We start from the raw sequence: 17,321 nt of genomic DNA on the forward strand, positions 1-17,321 counted from the left end.
TGCCGCTCTGTTTCCCTATTATTTCGCGCTATACCTGCCAGGAAATGCAGTGCTCAGCGGAGGTAACATGGGATTATGGAAAGGCATAGGGCTGGTTTTGCTAATGGGGTATCTACCCGCATGGGCGGTATGCCCCGTCTGGTCACCTGCCAGGGCAAACGAGGAAATTTCACGACTACAGCAGCAGATAACACAGTGGAATGACAGTTACTGGAAACAGGGTGAAAGTGCCGTAGATGACGGCGTTTATGACCAGCTCAATGCGCAACTAATTCAATGGCAGCGCTGTTTTGGTGATGAAGTTCCACCAGATCTGTCTGCGCCACCAATGGGTGGCACAGTATCGCACCCCATTCCCCACACGGGTGTTCGAAAACTTGCCGATAAGCAAGCGCTACAGCAATGGATGCACGCGCGCAGCGATCTCTGGGTGCAACCGAAGGTGGATGGCGTGGCAGTGACGTTAGTCTATCGCAATGGCAATCTGGTACGGGCGATTAGCCGTGGTAATGGCCTGAAAGGCGAAGACTGGACGCAAAAGGTTCTTCAGATCCCTTCCGTACCACATTCCACCAAGGGGAATCTCGCTAACAGTACGTTGCAGGGTGAGATTTTTTTGCAGCAAGAGGGGCATATTCAGAAGCAGAGAGGGGGAATGAACGCCCGCTCGAAGGTTGCTGGATTGATGATGCGCCAGAGCAATCAGGAATTATTAGGCTCGCTGGCTATTTTTATCTGGGCCTGGCCCGATGGTCCTGCGGTCATGTCTGAAAGACTGGAGCAGCTCACTGCTGCCGGGTTCAGTTTCACACAACATTTTACCAAGGCCGTGAAGAGTGCGGATGACGTAGAGCAAGTGCGAGCAAAGTGGTGGACTTCAGGATTACCTTTTGTCACTGATGGCGTGGTCGTGCGAACAGGAAAAGAGCCGCAGGCGCGATACTGGCTACCCGGACAGGGAGACTGGCTGGCTGCGTGGAAATATCCTCCCGTGGCCAGGGTATCTGAGGTAACCGGTATTCAGTTCTCCGTTGGTAAAAGCGGGAAAATTGCGGTGGTAGCATTGCTGACTCCCGTCATGCTGGATGATAAACGCGTACAGCGCGTCAATATTGGCTCCGTTCGACGCTGGAATGAATGGGATATCGCGCCTGGCGATCAGATTCTGGTGAGCCTGGCCGGACAAGGGATCCCCCGTATAGATGAGGTGGTCTGGCGCAGTACCCAGCGTAGTAAGCCAGTGCCACCTGAGGGGCGCTTCAATTCATTAACCTGTTTTTATGCCACAGCGGAGTGCCAGGAACAGTTTGTTGCCAGACTGGTCTGGCTGGGGGCCAAAGAGGTGCTGGGGCTGGAGGGCATCGGCGAGGCGGGATGGCGGGAGCTCCACCAGGTGTATCGTTTTGAGCATATCTTTTCCTGGCTCGGGCTAACTCAGGAACAACTACAGTCCACATTTGGTGTAAGCAAAGGGGAGAAGTTATGGCATCAATTCAACCTGTCACGCGATCTTCCGTTCACGCGCTGGGTGATTGCCATGGGAATACCGTTAACACAGGCAACGCTGAATGCCAGCCGGGATGGTTCGTGGCAGCAATTGCAAGAACGCGATGAACAAAGCTGGCGGCAGCTTCCTTTCATGGGGGAGCAGCGGGCACGGCAGGTTATTCAGTGGCTGGAGGATCGAGAGGTCACAGCGCTGAGCAACTGGTTAGCTGCTCAGCGGATCGCGGGATTTATGCCTTAATGGCCTTCATGGCGATAGTAAAATACTGGCAGACCTAACTTCAGGCGCAGCGCCAGTAGTCGGGCGGTAAAGCCGAAGAGCAGGGTAGAGATAACCACCACATCATGACTGGAGACATAATGCTGCAGCACGATGTACAGCACGGCAGCGGCAAATGATACGCCGGCATACAGTTCTTTCTGGAACACCAGCGGGATGCGTTTGCAGAACATATCGCGTAATACGCCGCCGAAAACCCCGGTAGTGACCGCAGCGACCACGGCGATAATCGGTCCATGGCCCATATCCAGTGCCACCTGAGCCCCGATAATAGAAAAGACCACCAGGCCCAGCGCATCCAGTACGAGGAATATTTTGCGCAGATAGGGCATCACGGGAGCAATAATAGTGGTCAGTACCGCGGCAGTGGCTACGATAATGACGTATTCAGGGTGCTTTACCCAGCCGAGCGGATAATGGCCGAGAAGAATATCGCGTACTGAACCACCGCCAATGGCTGTCGCGGTGGCAATGATAATGACGCCAAATGTATCCATACGCCGACGCCCAGCCGCAAGCGCACCGGTCATGGCTTCGGCAGTAATACCAATTAAGTATAAAACGTGTAACAGCATGTATTCCCCCTGATTTGCTGGGGGCTAAGGTTAACGATTTGTGCGCACTGTCACGATTGAGATTTTCTAAGGCGAAGTGATTCTAATAACTACAGCTAATGCGAAATTGTTGTAAACACGTTATGGCATGCGCTTTGTGATATGAGTGGTGACAATAAATGATGAGAAAATATAAGTCTGGTCGCATAGATGAGAACTGATAGCGTCGGGAAAAGCACGTAGCGCCGCCGTTTATTGACGGGCTACGTGAGATGGTGACTTACTCGATATTCTGAATTTGCTCGCGCATTTGCTCGATCAATACCTTCAGTTCAATTGCGGAGTTAGTCACTTCGGCATTGATAGACTTCGATGCCAGAGTATTCGACTCACGGTTGAATTCCTGCATCATGAAGTCCAGACGACGGCCAACCGCCTCTTTTTTCTTCAGAATGTTGTAGGTTTCTTTGACGTGAGCTTCCAGGCGATCCAGTTCTTCAGCCACGTCGATACGCTGTGCCATCAGCACCAGCTCTTGCTCAAGACGATTATTTTCCAGTTGCACCTGAGCATCTTCCAGTTTGGCTACCAGACGCTCGCGCTGCCATTGCAGGATTTCCGGCATATGCGCACGTACCTTCGTCACTTCGGCGCTGACGCCTTCCAGACGCTGCTCGATCAACGCCTTCAGTGCCTGTCCTTCGGTTTCACGCGCAACGATAAAGTCATCCAGCGTACCGTCAAGCGCGGCGAGGATTTCGGCGGCAATGGCGTCCAGATCTTGCTCCTGGGCTGCCATTACGCCTGGCCAACGCAGGATATCAACCGGGTTAATTTCACCTTCATCACTCTGCATTTTTACCCAGTTAGCAGCGCTAACGAGCTGTTTAGCGAGTTTTTCATTCAGAATCAGCTCGCCCTGTGCACTGGCATCAGGCTCAAAACGCAGCGTACATTCGACTTTACCGCGCGTCAGACGTGTGCGAATACGTTCGCGAACTACGGGTTCGAGACTACGGAACTGCTCCGGCAGGCGAAAATAAGTTTCCAGATAACGCTGGTTTACCGAGCGCATTTCCCAGGTAGCGCTACCCCATTCACCCTTGATTTCACGCCGGGCGTAAGCGGTCATGCTGCGGATCATAGACGTTCCTGTTTTTAAAGATGAGATGGGAGGATTATAGCCATCCACGTCTTGTCAGGATAGGAATAACAGTCGGAAGTCCGTATAATGCGCAGCCACATTCGTTTCAAGCCGGAGATTTTATCATGCGTCCAGCAGGTCGTAGTGCCAATCAGGTGCGTCCCGTCACCCTGACCCGTAATTATACAAAACACGCTGAAGGCTCCGTGCTGGTCGAATTTGGTGATACCAAAGTGCTATGTACCGCTTCTATTGATGAAGGCGTACCGCGTTTTCTGAAAGGTCAGGGCCAGGGTTGGATCACCGCAGAATATGGCATGCTGCCACGCGCCACACACACCCGTAACGCCCGTGAAGCGGCGAAAGGTAAGCAGGGTGGTCGTACCATGGAAATCCAGCGTCTGATCGCTCGCGCGTTGCGCGCTGCCGTTGACCTGAAGACGCTCGGTGAGTTCACCATTACGCTGGACTGCGATGTTATCCAGGCAGATGGCGGTACGCGCACCGCATCAATTACCGGTGCATGTGTTGCGTTGGCGGATGCGCTTAACAAGCTGGTCGCGAGCGGTAAACTGAAAACTAACCCGATGAAAGGGATGGTCGCCGCAGTTTCCGTGGGCATTGTTAACGGTGAAGCGCTCTGCGACCTCGAGTACGTTGAAGACTCTGCTGCAGAAACCGATATGAACGTAGTGATGACTGAAGACGGTCGCATTATAGAGGTTCAGGGCACGGCGGAAGGTGAGCCATTCAGCCATGAAGAACTTCTCACCCTACTGGCGTTGGCCCGAGGGGGAATCGAATCCATTGTAGCGACGCAGAAGGCGGCGTTAGAAAATTGATTTTAAAGGCGACTGATGAGTCGCCTTTTTTTTGTCTGTAATAAAGTGAGATGAGGAGCGAATCCATGAAACCGTATCAGCGCCAGTTTATTGAGTTTGCGCTTAGCAAGCAGGTACTAAAGTTTGGCGAGTTTACGCTGAAATCCGGGCGTAAAAGCCCCTATTTCTTCAACGCCGGACTGTTTAATACCGGGCGCGACCTGGCTCTGTTAGGCCGTTTTTACGCCGAAGCGCTGGTGGATTCCGGTATTGAGTTCGATTTGCTGTTTGGCCCAGCGTACAAAGGTATTCCGATTGCGACCACAACGGCCGTTGCGCTGGCTGAACACCACGATAAAGATTTGTCGTACTGCTTTAACCGTAAAGAGGCAAAGACCCACGGTGAAGGTGGCAATCTGGTCGGTAGTGCACTTGAGGGGCGCGTGATGCTGGTGGATGATGTTATCACCGCAGGTACGGCGATTCGTGAGTCGATGGAAATTATCCAGGCGAATGGCGCCACTCTGGCGGGGGTACTGATTTCTCTCGATCGTCAGGAACGCGGTCGCGGCGAGATTTCCGCTATTCAGGAAGTGGAACGTGATTACGGTTGCAAAGTTATCTCTATTATCACCCTGAAAGACCTGATTGCGTATCTGGAAGAGAAACCGGAGATGGCGGAGCACCTGGCGGCAGTACGAGCCTATCGCGAAGCATACGGTGTATAAGGACTGCCGGATAGCGCTGCGCTGATCCGGCCCACGCACTTACCGGGCCTACGTTTTACGTAGGCCGGACAAGACGAAACCGCTACTGCAATTGAGCGGCAACCAACGGCCAGCGGGTGTCAAAATCATCCGTTGGGCGGTATTTAAATTCGCTACGTACAAACCGGGATAGCATACCTTCGCAGAAAGCCAGTAACTGGCTGGCCAGAAGCGTTTCATCCACGGTGTAGCCTTCACCTTCACGCATTCTTTTTTCTCGCAGAACCTGGCGCAACTGCGCTTCAATGCGCTCAAAAAGTTGGTTAATGCGACCTTGCAGACGGTCTTGCTCGAACATCAACGCGTGTCCGGTCAGAATTCGCGTCAGGCCCGGATTACGCTCACCAAACCCTAAAATCAGCAGAACGATCAGACGCAGACGCGCGCTGGTGTCCTTTTCATCTTTCAAAATCAGATTGATACGCGTAATCAGACTATCTTCGATAAACTCAATCAGGCTATCGAACATACGGGTCTTGCTGGGGAAATGGCGATACAATGCCGCTTCGGATACGCCAACTGAGGCTGCCAGCTTTGCTGTGGTGATGCGTTGGCTACCATCGCTGGACTCAAGCATCAGTGCCAGAGACTGAAGTATTTCTTCGCGACGATTCCTTTTCGCAGTTTGCTTTTCTACCATGTTACAAAATACCCCTGAAAATAAGCTCTTGCCAGGCAGGCATCCACACAGCGACCGCAAACTGTTGTTTGCGGTGTGTTATTGCGTTATTACGCTATGGGATACTTTTCTGCGGGTTACTTGCGCCCGGAATGGCCGAAGCCACCTTCGCCACGATCGGTGGCTTCAAACTCTTCCACCAGATTAAATTCAGCCTGCACGACCGGTACAAATACCATCTGCGCGATACGTTCGCCCGGCTCAATAGTGAAGCTGTCCTGACCACGGTTCCAGATGGACACCATCAGTTGGCCCTGGTAGTCGGAATCAATCAAACCAACCAGATTGCCCAGCACGATACCGTGCTTATGGCCCAATCCGGAGCGCGGGAGCATCACCGCTGCCAGAGAAGGATCGGCAATGTGGATAGCTAACCCGGTTGGCACCAGCGTTGTTGCGCCCGGTGCCAGTTCTACGGCGTCATCAAGACAAGCACGCAGGTCAAGTCCGGCAGAACCAGAAGTGGCGTACGTCGGGAGCGGAAATTGTTGCCCAACGCGCGGGTCCAGAATCTTAACGTCGATTTTTTTCATCATAACGGGTCACGATCTCGTCGAGTAATAATTGGCCCAGGAGTTCTTTACGCTCAAGCGGTAAGACTTTGTCTCCATCCTGCCAAAAAAGGTGTAATGCGTTGCTATCGCTGTTAAACCCTTGAGTTGACAGCGAAACGTCGTTCGCACAGATCACATCAAGGTTTTTGCGGATGCGTTTTTGCCGGGCATATTCTTCCACATTATTTGTTTCGGCGGCAAACCCAACGACAAAAGGACGGTTAGCATCCAGTGCGGCAACACCGGCGATAATGTCCGGGTTTTTGACCATTTTTACTGTTAATTCATCACCCTGCGTCGCTTGTTTTTTTATTTTTTCGTGGGCGACAGTTTCAGCGCGATAATCAGCGACTGCAGCGCAGCCGATAAAAATATGCTGTTGTTGCACTGCAGACTGCACAGCGGCTTCCATTTCCAACGCGGTCATCACATCAACCCGCTGAACAAATGGTGGTGTGGATAACGAAACCGGACCCGATACCAGTGTGACGTTTGCCCCGCGCTTTGCTGCAGCGGCCGCGATAGCAAATCCCATCTTCCCGGAGCTATGGTTGGAAATATAACGCACGGGATCAAGCGGTTCACGCGTCGGACCCGCCGTAATCATGATGTTGAGATGTTGCAGATCGTTGACAGGCGAAAAATGTTCTGCCGCCATATCCGCAATCGTTAACGGATCCAGCATACGTCCAGGACCGACATCGCCACATGCCTGGCTACCGCTGTCCGGGCCCCAAATGAGCAAACCGCGTGAGGCAAGAATACTCAGATTGTGCTGGGTCGCGGCAGCGCGATACATCTGCTGGTTCATGGCTGGCAGTACAGCAACAGAAGCAGGCGTTGCCAGACAAATCGTTGACACCAGGTCGTTGGCCATACCTGCGGCGACACGAGCAATCAGATCTGCTGTAGCGGGCGCCAGGATGACCAAATCGGCCCATTTTCCCAGCTCAATGTGGCCCATCGCAGCTTCGGCTGCGGGATCAAGCAGGCTGTCGGAAACGGGATAACCTGAAACCGCCTGTAAACTCAGGGGAGTAATAAATGCTTTTGCCGCTTCGGTCATCGCCACGCGGACGTCAGCGCCGCGTTCCCGTAAACGACGCACCAGCTCAGGGGTCTTGTACGCAGCAATCCCGCCACTGACGCCAAGTACGATTTTTTTACCGGCCAGGCTCATCATGATCTTTCCTGTTGGGTTTCACCAGAAGGCAGATATTTTATCACAATCCGCAATTTGTCGTGCTTTTGACCGTCTTCTACTTTGCGAGGCACTACGAAGAAGTGAAAACAGCGCGTCGATTCACCGTCGGTGTTATGCCACTATGCGGACGCGAAAGGAGGGAAAAGTATGGACAATACAGGAAGTATGATGCCCAGGGAAAAGCTGTTGGCACAGGGGGCCAGTTCGCTGACCGATGTTGAGTTACTGGCGCTTTTTTTACGTACCGGCATTCAGGGTAAAGATGTGCTTACGCTGGCGAAAGAGATGCTTCAGCATTTTGAGTCGTTGTATGGCTTGTTGTCTGCTGATTACATGGATTTTAGCTATGTTCCGGGAATCGGTATCGCGAAGTATGCACAGTTGAAGGGTATTGCGGAGCTGGCAAGACGCTACTACAACGTGCGAGTAATAGAGGAGCGTGCTCTACTTAGCCCGGAAATGGCGCGTGAATTTCTGCAAAGCCAGCTCTCGCAAGAGGAACGCGAGATCTTTCTGGTGATCTTTATGGATTCTCAACATCAAGTGATTAAACACAGCAAACTTTTTTCCGGGACACTAAGCCACGTCGAGGTACATCCGCGAGAAATTGTCCGCGAAGCGATAAAAATGAATGCTTCCGCCGTGATCCTTGCGCATAATCACCCTTCGGGGTGTGCAGAGCCGAGTAAAGCAGATAAACTCATCACCGAGCGTGTTGTGAAATGCTGTCAGTTCATGGATATCCGGGTGCTTGATCATCTGGTCATTGGGCGCGGAGAGTACGTTTCTTTTGCGGAACGCGGTTGGATTTAACGCACTTTACGCGATCCATCGGGATCTTTGTCTGTTCGGGACTTGAGCATAACGCCGGGTCAGCGTATACTACGCCACCTTTGAGAATCTCGGGTTTGGCATTTGGGCCTGGCAATCGAGAGTTCACTTAGAACTATGCGATGACCGGGCTGTAAAGCCTGACGAGGCGCCGATACCCCATACGAAGCTCGAGCTAATTTGATTTTTGGAGAATAGACATGTCCCGAGTCTGCCAAGTTACTGGCAAGCGTCCGGTGACCGGTAACAACCGTTCCCACGCACTGAACGCGACTAAACGCCGTTTCCTGCCGAACCTGCACTCTCACCGTTTCTGGGTTGAGAGCGAGAAGCGTTTTGTCACCCTGCGTGTATCTGCTAAAGGTATGCGTGTAATTGATAAGAAAGGCATCGAAACAGTTCTGTCTGAACTGCGTGCCCGTGGCGAAAAGTACTAAGTACTAAGAGGAAATAAATCATGGCTAAAGGTATTCGTGAGAAAATCAAGCTGGTTTCTTCTGCTGGTACTGGTCATTTCTATACCACTACGAAGAACAAACGTACTAAGCCGGAAAAACTGGAACTGAAAAAATTCGATCCAGTTGTACGCCAGCACGTACTGTACAAAGAAGCTAAAATCAAATAATTTTAGTTTCGATGTAGCAAAAAACCTCGCCTCGGCGGGGTTTTTTGTTTTCTGGCCGTCCCCATATTAATGAGACCTGATACACCGCCGGAGATACTATGCCTGAATTACCTGAAGTCGAAACCAGTCGCCGTGGGATTGAGCCGCATCTGGTGGGGGCAACGATTATGCACGCGACTGTGCGTAACGGTCGTTTGCGTTGGCCGGTATCAGAGGAAATCTATCGCCTGAGCGATAAACCTGTCCTGAGCGTACAGCGGCGCGCAAAATACCTGCTTCTGGAGCTGCCGGATGGCTGGGTAATCATTCATCTGGGGATGTCGGGTAGTTTGCGTATCCTTCCTGAAGAGCTTCCGGCAGATAAGCACGACCACGTTGACTTAGTGATGAGTAATGGCAAAGTTCTGCGTTATACCGACCCCCGTCGCTTTGGTGCCTGGCTGTGGACTAAAGAGCTGGATGGACATAATGTCCTCGCCCATCTTGGCCCTGAGCCGCTGAGTGACGATTTCAACGCCGGTTATCTACAGCAGAAATGTGCAAAGAAGAAAACGGCGATTAAACCCTGGCTGATGGATAACAAGCTGGTGGTGGGGGTGGGAAACATCTATGCCAGCGAGTCGCTGTTTGCGGCTGGTATCCATCCTGACCGTCTGGCATCATCGCTGTCGAAAGATGAGTGTGAACTGCTGGTACGCGTTATCAAGGCGGTTTTGCTGCGTTCTATCGAGCAGGGCGGGACGACGCTGAAGGACTTTCTGCAAAGTGACGGTAAGCCGGGCTATTTTGCCCAGGAGCTGCAGGTCTATGGGAGAGAAGGTGAACCTTGCCGCGCATGTGGCGCACCGATTGTTGCGACAAAACACGCCCAGCGTACAACGTTCTATTGCCGTCGCTGTCAGAAATAGTTTCATTGCTGGCCGGATGCAGCATCCGGCCAGGCACATTACTTCAACTTACTCATTAACGCCTGATGGACGTTTTCCGGCAGAAAGTGCGTCACATCACCCTGATGGCGGGCGACTTCTTTCACCAGTGACGATGAGATAAATGACCACTCTTTAGACGGCATCAGAAAGACGCTTTCCAGTTGCGGCATTAGGTGGCGGTTCATGTGCGCCAGCTGCATTTCATACTCAAAATCTGCTACCGCGCGTAGGCCTCGGATCAGAATGTTAGCCTGATTATCACGGGCAAAATTTGCCATTAAGTCGCTGAATCCCAGAACTTCCACATTGCCGAGATGCGCCGTTGCCTGTTGCGCCAGCTCGACGCGCTCTTCAAGGGTAAACATCGGTTTTTTACTGGGACTTGCGGCAATCGCCAGGATCACGTGATCGAACATGCTGGTCGCACGCGTCACGATATCAAGATGGCCGTTAGTTATGGGATCAAAGGTTCCTGGATAAATCGCCCGTTTTTGCATGGCTTGCCTCAATGCGTTTTGGGTGGCAGATAAGGTTCCAGCAGCTGCAGCAGACGCTGTAACGCGCCCTGATTTTGATACAGAACTTCAACTGCGTGACGGCCATAAAAATTACGATAATCTGCATCGGTCAGTAAAGAAGATACTTCTTTTACCAGCGTAGGTGCGTCGGTGACGGTGATCAATCCGCTTGCCTGTTCGAGGCGGGCGCAAATATCTTTAAAATTAAACGTATGTGGTCCCATCAGCACTGGAATAGCATGTGCTGCGGCTTCCAGTGGATTGTGCCCACCACGTTCAACCAGTGAACCGCCGACAAAAGCAAGGTCGGCAATGCCATACAGCAACATCAGCTCACCCATGGTATCACCGATCACAACCTGAGTGCCTGAGGACGGAACTTCACCCGAAGAACGAGTGGTATAGCTTAGCCCAGCCTGGCGTACGAGGTTAATTGCATCCGGGAACCGTTCAGGATGTCTGGGAACCAGGATTAGTAAAAGATTCGGGAACTGATTTAATAACGCCTGATGGGCGGCAATGATGATGCTTTCTTCGCCGTCGTGGGTGCTGGTTGCAATCCATACCGGGCGGTGAGGAGCCCATTGACGACGTAATGTCACCGCTTTTGCAGCCAGTTGTGGCGTGACGGATATATCAAACTTAAGGCTGCCAGTAACGGTGACCTGATTGCTTCTGGCGCCAAGCGTAATAAAACGTGCGCCATCTTCTTCGTTTTGTGCGGCAATTAACGTAATTCGACGCAGTAGTCTGCCAACAAATTTACCTAATTTCGCATAGCCAGCGGCTGAACGAGCAGAAAGACGTGCGTTGGCAATGACCAGAGGAATGTGACGCCTATGGAGTGCCGCGATCAGATTTGGCCACAGCTCGGTTTCCATAATTAACACCAGTTTGGGGTCAACTTTATTCAGAAAACGGTTCAGGGCATCCGGTAAATCGTAAGGCAGATAAATATGCTGAACATCAGTGCCAAAAGCAGATTGTACGCGCTCGGAACCGGTTGGCGTCATGGTGGTGACCGTGATCGGCAAGTCGGGATAACGGTGACGCAGAGCGCGAACTAATGGGATTGCAGCCAGCGTTTCGCCCACAGAAACCGAATGAAGCATGATCCCGCCGGGTTTTAGCGGGCGGCGATAAAAGCCGTAGCGTTCGCCCCAGCGTTTACGGTAGGCCGGAGCCTTACGTCCGCGCACCCAAAGCCGTATCCAGATCAAAGGCTGAATAAGGTAGAAAAGGGCGGTGTAAAGCAATTCGAGCATAATGGTAGCTGACTTATGAATGTGCTGGGGATTCTATGTATTTAACTATGGCTTTACCATCATTTTTATCCAGGTTGTATCAAAACGATGGAATTGGTGGGGAACTGATTTCGCTGATGGCTATTTCAAAAATGCACATGGCCGCATTTATATGTCTTAACCTCTTGTGCGGTGTGCGTTTCCTGATGAACTGGTGTCTTATTTATCTGTATGTTTTTAATGGTTTATTTTGTTTTTTGTTTAAAAAATATTCATTTCGGAATGCTTGATAATAAATGATATACTACTGCGCAATTTCAGGTAGCTAGCGGGCAGAAACGTTTCGAAAGCACAGAAAGTCATCTTTGGATGCTTTAGGCAAGGATTACACGATTCTGATGCTTCAAACCTGATATGCCTGGCGACGCGATGCGGATATTAATGCATGAATATTGCTTTTTGTTTGTACAAGTATTTTCCCTATGGTGGGTTACAGCGTGATTTCTTGCGGGTAGCGCTGACGGTTGCTTCTCGTGGTCATCATGTTCAGGTATTTACCCAGTCATGGCAGGGCGAGCGTCCGGAAGGGCTGGAGATTATACTCGTCCCCGTTACATCCAGAACGAATCATGGGAAAAACGAGCAATATTATCAGTGGGTTCAGAATTATTTAACTCAACATCCCGTCGATCGTGTCGTTGGTTTTAATAAAATGCCTGGCCTGGATGTGTATTACGCTGCGGACGTTTGTTATGCGGAAAAGGTTGCCCGCGAGAAAGGCTTTTTCTACAAATTGACGCGCAGGTACCGACACTACTCTGCATTTGAAAAAGCCGTATTTCAGCAGGGTGTCGGCACTACGCTTTTGATGTTAACCGATAAACAAATTGGTGACTTCAAGCATCATTACCAAACTGAGAGCCAGCGCTTTCGTATTCTGCCTCCAGGAATCTACCCTGACAGAAAGTACAGCCAGCAACCTGAAAACAGCCGGCTGATTGTTAGAGAAAAAAATGGTATTGGTCTCGATCAGTTCTTGCTCTTACAGGTAGGTTCCGATTTCAAACGCAAAGGCGTGCCAAGAACATTACAGGCGTTGGCTTCTTTGCCTGATGTCATTCGCCACCGCACACGATTGATGGTTGTTGGTCAGGATAAGGCCGATCGCTATCGCGCTCAGGCTCGTCAATTGGGGGTTGAAGAACAAGTGCAGTTCTTCTCGGGGCGGGACGATGTAGCAGAATTGATGTCTGCTGCTGATTTATTACTTCACCCAGCTGTACAGGAAGCCGCCGGTATTGTCTTGCTAGAAGCTGTAGTTGCCGGGCTGCCGGTATTAACTACCGAAGTTTGCGGCTATGCGGGTTATATCAACGCCGCCCAATGTGGGGTGGTGATTCCTGAACCTTTTGAGCAGGAAAATCTGAATACAGCACTTTTCGATGCGCTGCAAAATAATGAGCAGAGAAGTCGTTGGGCCGGGAACGCACGGCATTTTGCTGATACAAAAGATCTCTACAGCCTGGCAGATAAAGCTGCAGATATCATTTTAGGTCCTAAGAATGATTGAATTAAAAGAACCATTTGCCACGCAGTGGCAAGGAAAAGACCCGTTTACTGAAGTCGCTAAGCTGGACGGTGAGGTTTTTCGCGCCCTGGAAACACGACGTACCCTACGTTTTGAGATGATGGGTAAGGGTTATTTTCTTAAATATCATCATGGAACCACGCTTAAAGAAGTGGTGAAGAATCTTATATCTTTACGTATGCCTGTACTTGGCGCAGACCGTGAGTGGCTGGCGATACATCGCTTGCAAGAACTGAATGTTGACACCATGACCGGCGTGGCATTTGGGCAGAAAGGACTGAATCCGTTAGAGCGCACCTCATTTATCATCACTGAAGATCTCTCTCCTGCTATCAGCCTTGAAGATTTTTGTGCAAGGTGGAAAGTTGAGCCCCCTGATTTTGTATTAAAACGGACCATTATTACCCGCGTGGCAGAAATGGTGGGTAAAATGCATCGGGGGGGAGTAAATCATCGGGATTGCTATATTTGCCATTTTTTACTCCAACAACCGATGCCAGAAAATATTGCGGATATCAAACTCTCCGTAATCGATTTGCATCGTGCACAAATTCGTCAGCATGTGCCACGCCGCTGGCGGGATAAGGATCTGATTGGACTCTATTTCTCTTCACTTGAGATCGGGTTGACGTCCAGAGATATCTACCGTTTTTTACGTGTCTATTTTTCGAAGCCACTACGTGAAATCTTTCGTCAGGAAGTCAGGTTGTTTGAACAGGCTGTCACAAAAGCGCAAAAAATAAGACAAAGAACAATAAGAAAAGCGCTATAAATCACAGATAAAGTTTGAGGCCATTTTACTATGAACATTGATTTCCAAAAGCTAGGGAAGGTGCGAATAAGCAGGTCATTTCTTCCCAAGCTGACTCGCTGATTAAAATTTCGCGGATCTGGGCCGATTTTTTTCCCGCAAACACATCGAATCAGCCTATTTAGGCTATTTTTTCCACCATTTCTGGCGTTATTTCCGGTTTTTACTGAGATCTCTCCCACTGACGTATCATTTGGTCCACCCGAAACAGGTTGGCCAGGGTGAATAACATCGCCAGTTGGTTATCGTTTTTCAGCAGCCCCTTGTATCTGGCTTTCACGAAGCCGAACTGCCGCTTGATGATGCGAAACGGGTGCTCCACCCTGGCACGGATGCTGGCTTTCATGTATTCGATGTTGATGGCCGTTTTGTTCTTGCGCGGATGCTGCTTCAAGGTTTTTACCTTGCCGGGACGCTCGGCGATCAGCCAGTCCACATCCACCTCGGCCAGCTCCTCGCGCTGTGGCGCTCCTTGGTAGCCGGCATCGGCTGAGACAAATTGCTCCTCTCCATGAAGCAGATTACCCAGCTGATTGAGGTCATGCTCGTTGGCCGCGGTGGTGACCAGGCTGTGGGTCAGGCCACTTTTGGCATCGACACCAATGTGGGCCTTCATGCCAAAGTGCCACTGATTGCCTTTCTTGGTCTGATGCATCTCCGGATCGCGTTGCTGCTCTTTGTTCCTGGTAGAGCTGGGTGCCTCAATGATGGTGGCATCCACCAAAGTGCCTTGGGTCATCATGACGCCTGCTTCGGCCAGCCAGCGATTGATGGTCTTGAACAATTGACGGGCCAGTTGATGCTGCTCGAGCAGGTGGCGGAAATTCATGATGGTGGTGCGATCCGGCAGGGCGCTATCCAGGGATAATCGGGCAAACAGGCGCATGGAGGCGATTTCGTACAGGGCATCTTCCATGGCACCGTCGCTCAGGTTGTACCAATGCTGCATGCAGTGAATACGCAGCATGGTCTCCAGCGGATAGGGCCGTCGGCCATTGCCCGCCTTGGGATAAAACGGCTCGATGACAGCGGTCATATTCTGCCATGGCAGAATCTGCTCCATGCGGGAGAGGAAAATCTCTTTTCGGGTCTGACGGCGCTTAGTGCTGAATTCACTATCGGCGAAGGTGAGTTGATGGCTCATGATGTCCCTCTGGGATGCGCTCCGGATGAATATGATGATCTCATATCAGGAACTTGTTCGCACCTTCCCTAGTTATCCAAAAACACGTCATAGACAGCTCTACGCATGAGAAGAGTAAAAAATTAAGTGTTGCGTATGGTGTCGACCGTAATTTTTTATTTGGCTCTGGTATTTCAATGACCTCAGTATTAGTGAATAACCCTGATATTGATATTCACTTTTATATAGTAACAGACTATATAGATGACGATTATCTGAAGAGTGTAAAACGCCTGACCCAAATGTATAGTACGACTGTGACGGTTCTTGTGTTCGATAACGCGGCGTTTCGTGAACTGCCGAGTACAAAAGCATGGACTTATGCAATGTACTATCGTTATTTCGCATTTGAATATTTAAGCACAGAGTTAAGCTCCGTACTGTATCTTGATGCAGATGTTATTTGCAAAGGCTCTCTTCGCGAGCTTACCGAGATTAATTTCTGTGGAGAATATGCCGCTGTTATCAATGATATTGATGAAGTACGTACTAAGTCCGGCAATAGGCTCGGTATTCCTGAACTGAGTAATGGGTACTTTAACTCCGGAGTGGTGTTTGCGAATCTGGAAGTTTGGCGTGAGCAGCAGTTATTGACGAAGGCTTTTTCTATCTTAGATAAACGCCAAAAGGAACTTCTGTATTTTGACCAAGATGTCCTAAATATATTGTTCGTTGGTAATGTGATTTTCCTGAGACGAGATTTTAACTGCATTTATGGTGTAGATCAGGAACTAAAAAATAAAAACGATAAAATATACCAGGATTATATTACTGAGGATACTGTTTTAATACATTACGTCGGTGTCACTAAACCATGGCATACATGGGCTAAATATCCGGTAGCTAAATACTTCATCGAAGCATATAAAAAATCCGCATGGGCGGAACAAGCCTTGTTAAATGCAAATACGGCAAAGTTGTATAAACGTAAGTCACGGCATGAAAGAGTGCAGCGTAAATATATTCGCTCGGTACTTAGTCATGTAATGTATATAAAAAATAAGTTACACAATTCAAAAGCATATTGAATATAGAAACAGTAACTTATTGATAATCGATTAAATAGGTGTAGCGAATGAACTTTGATTGTCATCAGTCTATAAAAAAGATACTTGAGTTTAATCAAGCGCCGACCGAACAGAAAATACAACTTAACATCGCCTGGGGTGTTGACAGGAATTTTATGTTTGGTGCTGCAATTTCGATGACATCGGTACTATTGAATAATAAAGATTTAAATATCCATTTTCATCTTTTTACTGACTACATTGATGCTGATTACCAGCAGCGGATAGCTAAATTAGCAGAGCAATTTTCCACAAACATCTCAATTTATGTTATGGATGCTAATGGGTTAAAAGTTTTGCCAAGTGGTCACGCCTGGTCACACGCAATGTACTTCAGGTTTATTGCCTTTGAATATCTTGGTGAGAAAATTGATTCACTTTTATACATTGATGCGGATGTAATGTGTAAAGGTTCACTTTTTGAACTCACGCAGATTGATCTTGGAGAATATGTTGCAGCGGTAATTACCGATGTGGATGATAGCCCTGCCAGAGATATTGAGATAAATAAAGATTATTTCAATTCAGGTGTCATATTTGCAAACCTAAAAAAGTGGAAAGAGCAGAATTTTATCAATGCAGCTTTTGATATCTTATTAGACAAAAATAATAAACTTTCATTCCCGGATCAGGATGTCTTGAATATTCTTTTCTTTAAAAAAGTACTTTTTCTGGAGCGAAGGTTCAATGCTATCTATGGAATTAAGCAAGAATTAAAAAGCAGAGATCTTGCGAAATATAAAGAATATATTACACCTGATACTGTTCTAATTCACTATGTTGGCGTGACTAAACCCTGGAATTCATGGGCAAATTATCCTTCAGCACAGTTTTTTGTTGACGCCTGGAAGGCTTCGCCTTGGGCAGATGTTCCATTGTTACCCGCCAGAACGCCAAAACAATATAAAAAGAAATCACGCCATGAAAGATTACAAGGGAAGTATTTCGCCTCGGTAATAAGCTATATTGGTTATTTGCGGGAAAAATTAAAAAGTAAGTAAAAAAACTCCCGTAAG

The 17,321-nt window shown here is 49.3% G+C and carries 19 protein-coding genes; 11 read left to right on the plus strand and 8 right to left on the minus strand.

All coding sequences use genetic code 11. The features are described 5' to 3' along the window. The first annotated feature begins 67 nt into the window (after positions 1 to 67). On the plus strand, positions 68 to 1,747 hold the full coding sequence (gene ligB / locus SK39_RS12160) for an NAD-dependent DNA ligase LigB (protein ID WP_048217415.1): 1,680 nt from the start codon (positions 68 to 70) through the stop codon (positions 1,745 to 1,747). On the opposite strand, the gene SK39_RS12165 is transcribed toward ligB, so the two are convergent. Further along, positions 1,744 to 2,361 (minus strand): trimeric intracellular cation channel family protein, encoded by a 618-nt coding sequence (locus SK39_RS12165; protein ID WP_003024049.1) that lies wholly within the window; start codon positions 2,359 to 2,361, stop codon positions 1,744 to 1,746. The two genes, ligB and SK39_RS12165, sit on opposite strands and share 4 nt — an antisense overlap. A gap of 259 nt (positions 2,362 to 2,620) precedes the next feature. Beyond that, on the minus strand, positions 2,621 to 3,484 hold the full coding sequence (locus SK39_RS12170; protein ID WP_003024052.1) for a YicC/YloC family endoribonuclease: 864 nt from the start codon (positions 3,482 to 3,484) through the stop codon (positions 2,621 to 2,623). Between the two features lie 125 nt (positions 3,485 to 3,609). Here SK39_RS12170 and rph point away from each other — a divergent pair, with 125 nt between their 5' ends. Both rph and pyrE read left to right on the plus strand, forming a co-directional pair. Then, complete coding sequence (rph, locus tag SK39_RS12175) at positions 3,610 to 4,326, plus strand: ribonuclease PH (RefSeq protein ID WP_003024054.1); 717 nt, start codon at positions 3,610 to 3,612, stop codon at positions 4,324 to 4,326. Positions 4,327 to 4,391: 65 nt separating this feature from the next. Continuing rightward, positions 4,392 to 5,033 carry an orotate phosphoribosyltransferase gene (gene pyrE / locus SK39_RS12180; protein ID WP_048217050.1) on the plus strand — a complete coding sequence of 214 codons (642 nt, stop codon included), beginning with the start codon at positions 4,392 to 4,394 and terminating at the stop codon, positions 5,031 to 5,033. An 82-nt stretch (positions 5,034 to 5,115) separates the two neighbouring features. On the opposite strand, the gene slmA is transcribed toward pyrE, so the two are convergent. The 3 genes from slmA to coaBC form a co-directional block, all read right to left on the minus strand. Then, positions 5,116 to 5,712 (minus strand): nucleoid occlusion factor SlmA, encoded by a 597-nt coding sequence (slmA, locus tag SK39_RS12185; RefSeq protein ID WP_003024060.1) that lies wholly within the window; start codon positions 5,710 to 5,712, stop codon positions 5,116 to 5,118. A 116-nt stretch (positions 5,713 to 5,828) separates the two neighbouring features. Then, positions 5,829 to 6,287 carry a dUTP diphosphatase gene (gene dut / locus SK39_RS12190; RefSeq protein ID WP_006687626.1) on the minus strand — a complete coding sequence of 153 codons (459 nt, stop codon included), beginning with the start codon at positions 6,285 to 6,287 and terminating at the stop codon, positions 5,829 to 5,831. Next, a complete protein-coding gene (coaBC, locus tag SK39_RS12195) occupies positions 6,265 to 7,485 on the minus strand; it encodes a bifunctional phosphopantothenoylcysteine decarboxylase/phosphopantothenate--cysteine ligase CoaBC (RefSeq protein ID WP_088169059.1) in 1,221 nt (406 codons plus the stop codon). The genes dut and coaBC overlap by 23 nt, the downstream gene beginning before the upstream one ends. 171 nt (positions 7,486 to 7,656) lie before the next feature. Between coaBC and radC the strand changes: the two genes are divergently transcribed. From radC to mutM, 4 genes are all read left to right on the plus strand, one after another. After that, positions 7,657 to 8,322, plus strand: a complete 666-nt coding sequence (radC, locus tag SK39_RS12200) for a RadC family protein (protein WP_003837605.1) — start codon at positions 7,657 to 7,659, stop codon at positions 8,320 to 8,322. 218 nt (positions 8,323 to 8,540) lie between these two features. Next, on the plus strand, positions 8,541 to 8,777 hold the full coding sequence (gene rpmB, locus SK39_RS12205) for a 50S ribosomal protein L28 (RefSeq protein ID WP_003024071.1): 237 nt from the start codon (positions 8,541 to 8,543) through the stop codon (positions 8,775 to 8,777). Between the two features lie 20 nt (positions 8,778 to 8,797). After that, a complete protein-coding gene (rpmG, locus tag SK39_RS12210) occupies positions 8,798 to 8,965 on the plus strand; it encodes a 50S ribosomal protein L33 (protein ID WP_003024094.1) in 168 nt (55 codons plus the stop codon). Between the two features lie 98 nt (positions 8,966 to 9,063). Continuing rightward, positions 9,064 to 9,873 (plus strand): bifunctional DNA-formamidopyrimidine glycosylase/DNA-(apurinic or apyrimidinic site) lyase, encoded by an 810-nt coding sequence (mutM, locus tag SK39_RS12215; RefSeq protein ID WP_003844529.1) that lies wholly within the window; start codon positions 9,064 to 9,066, stop codon positions 9,871 to 9,873. 38 nt (positions 9,874 to 9,911) lie between these two features. Here mutM and coaD read toward each other — a convergent pair whose 3' ends face one another. Both coaD and waaA read right to left on the minus strand, forming a co-directional pair. Continuing rightward, positions 9,912 to 10,391 (minus strand): pantetheine-phosphate adenylyltransferase, encoded by a 480-nt coding sequence (gene coaD, locus SK39_RS12220; protein WP_003024099.1) that lies wholly within the window; start codon positions 10,389 to 10,391, stop codon positions 9,912 to 9,914. 8 nt (positions 10,392 to 10,399) lie between these two features. Further along, a complete protein-coding gene (waaA, locus tag SK39_RS12225; RefSeq protein WP_048217051.1) occupies positions 10,400 to 11,677 on the minus strand; it encodes a lipid IV(A) 3-deoxy-D-manno-octulosonic acid transferase in 1,278 nt (425 codons plus the stop codon). A gap of 424 nt (positions 11,678 to 12,101) precedes the next feature. Here waaA and SK39_RS12235 point away from each other — a divergent pair, with 424 nt between their 5' ends. Together SK39_RS12235 and rfaP are read left to right on the plus strand one after the other, a co-directional pair. Then, a complete protein-coding gene (locus tag SK39_RS12235; RefSeq protein WP_003837612.1) occupies positions 12,102 to 13,226 on the plus strand; it encodes a glycosyltransferase family 4 protein in 1,125 nt (374 codons plus the stop codon). Beyond that, positions 13,219 to 14,016, plus strand: a complete 798-nt coding sequence (rfaP, locus tag SK39_RS12240; RefSeq protein ID WP_032937168.1) for a lipopolysaccharide core heptose(I) kinase RfaP — start codon at positions 13,219 to 13,221, stop codon at positions 14,014 to 14,016. The genes SK39_RS12235 and rfaP overlap by 8 nt, the downstream gene beginning before the upstream one ends. Positions 14,017 to 14,218: 202 nt before the next feature. Here the strand turns inward: rfaP and SK39_RS12245 are convergent, their stop codons facing one another. Further along, positions 14,219 to 15,199: an IS5-like element ISKpn26 family transposase gene (locus tag SK39_RS12245; RefSeq protein ID WP_032637327.1), complete on the minus strand. Its 981-nt coding sequence runs from the start codon at positions 15,197 to 15,199 to the stop codon at positions 14,219 to 14,221. A 53-nt stretch (positions 15,200 to 15,252) separates the two neighbouring features. Between SK39_RS12245 and SK39_RS12250 the strand changes: the two genes are divergently transcribed. Both SK39_RS12250 and SK39_RS12255 read left to right on the plus strand, forming a co-directional pair. Next, positions 15,253 to 16,266: a glycosyltransferase gene (locus SK39_RS12250; RefSeq protein WP_053069596.1), complete on the plus strand. Its 1,014-nt coding sequence runs from the start codon at positions 15,253 to 15,255 to the stop codon at positions 16,264 to 16,266. A 47-nt stretch (positions 16,267 to 16,313) separates the two neighbouring features. Beyond that, a complete protein-coding gene (locus tag SK39_RS12255) occupies positions 16,314 to 17,306 on the plus strand; it encodes a glycosyltransferase family 8 protein (RefSeq protein WP_032937170.1) in 993 nt (330 codons plus the stop codon). Positions 17,307 to 17,321: the final 15 nt, after the last annotated feature.

The sequence above is a fragment of the Citrobacter sp. BIDMC107 genome, assembly GCF_001037575.1.
In the GTDB taxonomy this organism is placed as follows: Bacteria; Pseudomonadota; Gammaproteobacteria; order Enterobacterales; family Enterobacteriaceae; genus Citrobacter; species Citrobacter freundii.

Coding starts and splice junctions, on each gene's coding strand:
- slmA (WP_003024060.1), bottom strand. CDS start 5,712: ATGGTAGAAAAGCAAACTGCGAAAAGGAATCGTCGCGAAGAAATACTT.
- SK39_RS12245 (WP_032637327.1), bottom strand. CDS start 15,199: ATGAGCCATCAACTCACCTTCGCCGATAGTGAATTCAGCACTAAGCGC.
- pyrE (WP_048217050.1), top strand. CDS start 4,392: ATGAAACCGTATCAGCGCCAGTTTATTGAGTTTGCGCTTAGCAAGCAG.
- coaD (WP_003024099.1), bottom strand. CDS start 10,391: ATGCAAAAACGGGCGATTTATCCAGGAACCTTTGATCCCATAACTAAC.
- rfaP (WP_032937168.1), top strand. CDS start 13,219: ATGATTGAATTAAAAGAACCATTTGCCACGCAGTGGCAAGGAAAAGAC.
- SK39_RS12255 (WP_032937170.1), top strand. CDS start 16,314: ATGAACTTTGATTGTCATCAGTCTATAAAAAAGATACTTGAGTTTAAT.
- rph (WP_003024054.1), top strand. CDS start 3,610: ATGCGTCCAGCAGGTCGTAGTGCCAATCAGGTGCGTCCCGTCACCCTG.
- rpmB (WP_003024071.1), top strand. CDS start 8,541: ATGTCCCGAGTCTGCCAAGTTACTGGCAAGCGTCCGGTGACCGGTAAC.
- waaA (WP_048217051.1), bottom strand. CDS start 11,677: ATGCTCGAATTGCTTTACACCGCCCTTTTCTACCTTATTCAGCCTTTG.
- SK39_RS12165 (WP_003024049.1), bottom strand. CDS start 2,361: ATGCTGTTACACGTTTTATACTTAATTGGTATTACTGCCGAAGCCATG.
- mutM (WP_003844529.1), top strand. CDS start 9,064: ATGCCTGAATTACCTGAAGTCGAAACCAGTCGCCGTGGGATTGAGCCG.
- rpmG (WP_003024094.1), top strand. CDS start 8,798: ATGGCTAAAGGTATTCGTGAGAAAATCAAGCTGGTTTCTTCTGCTGGT.
- dut (WP_006687626.1), bottom strand. CDS start 6,287: ATGATGAAAAAAATCGACGTTAAGATTCTGGACCCGCGCGTTGGGCAA.
- SK39_RS12235 (WP_003837612.1), top strand. CDS start 12,102: ATGAATATTGCTTTTTGTTTGTACAAGTATTTTCCCTATGGTGGGTTA.
- radC (WP_003837605.1), top strand. CDS start 7,657: ATGGACAATACAGGAAGTATGATGCCCAGGGAAAAGCTGTTGGCACAG.
- coaBC (WP_088169059.1), bottom strand. CDS start 7,485: ATGAGCCTGGCCGGTAAAAAAATCGTACTTGGCGTCAGTGGCGGGATT.
- ligB (WP_048217415.1), top strand. CDS start 68: ATGGGATTATGGAAAGGCATAGGGCTGGTTTTGCTAATGGGGTATCTA.
- SK39_RS12170 (WP_003024052.1), bottom strand. CDS start 3,484: ATGATCCGCAGCATGACCGCTTACGCCCGGCGTGAAATCAAGGGTGAA.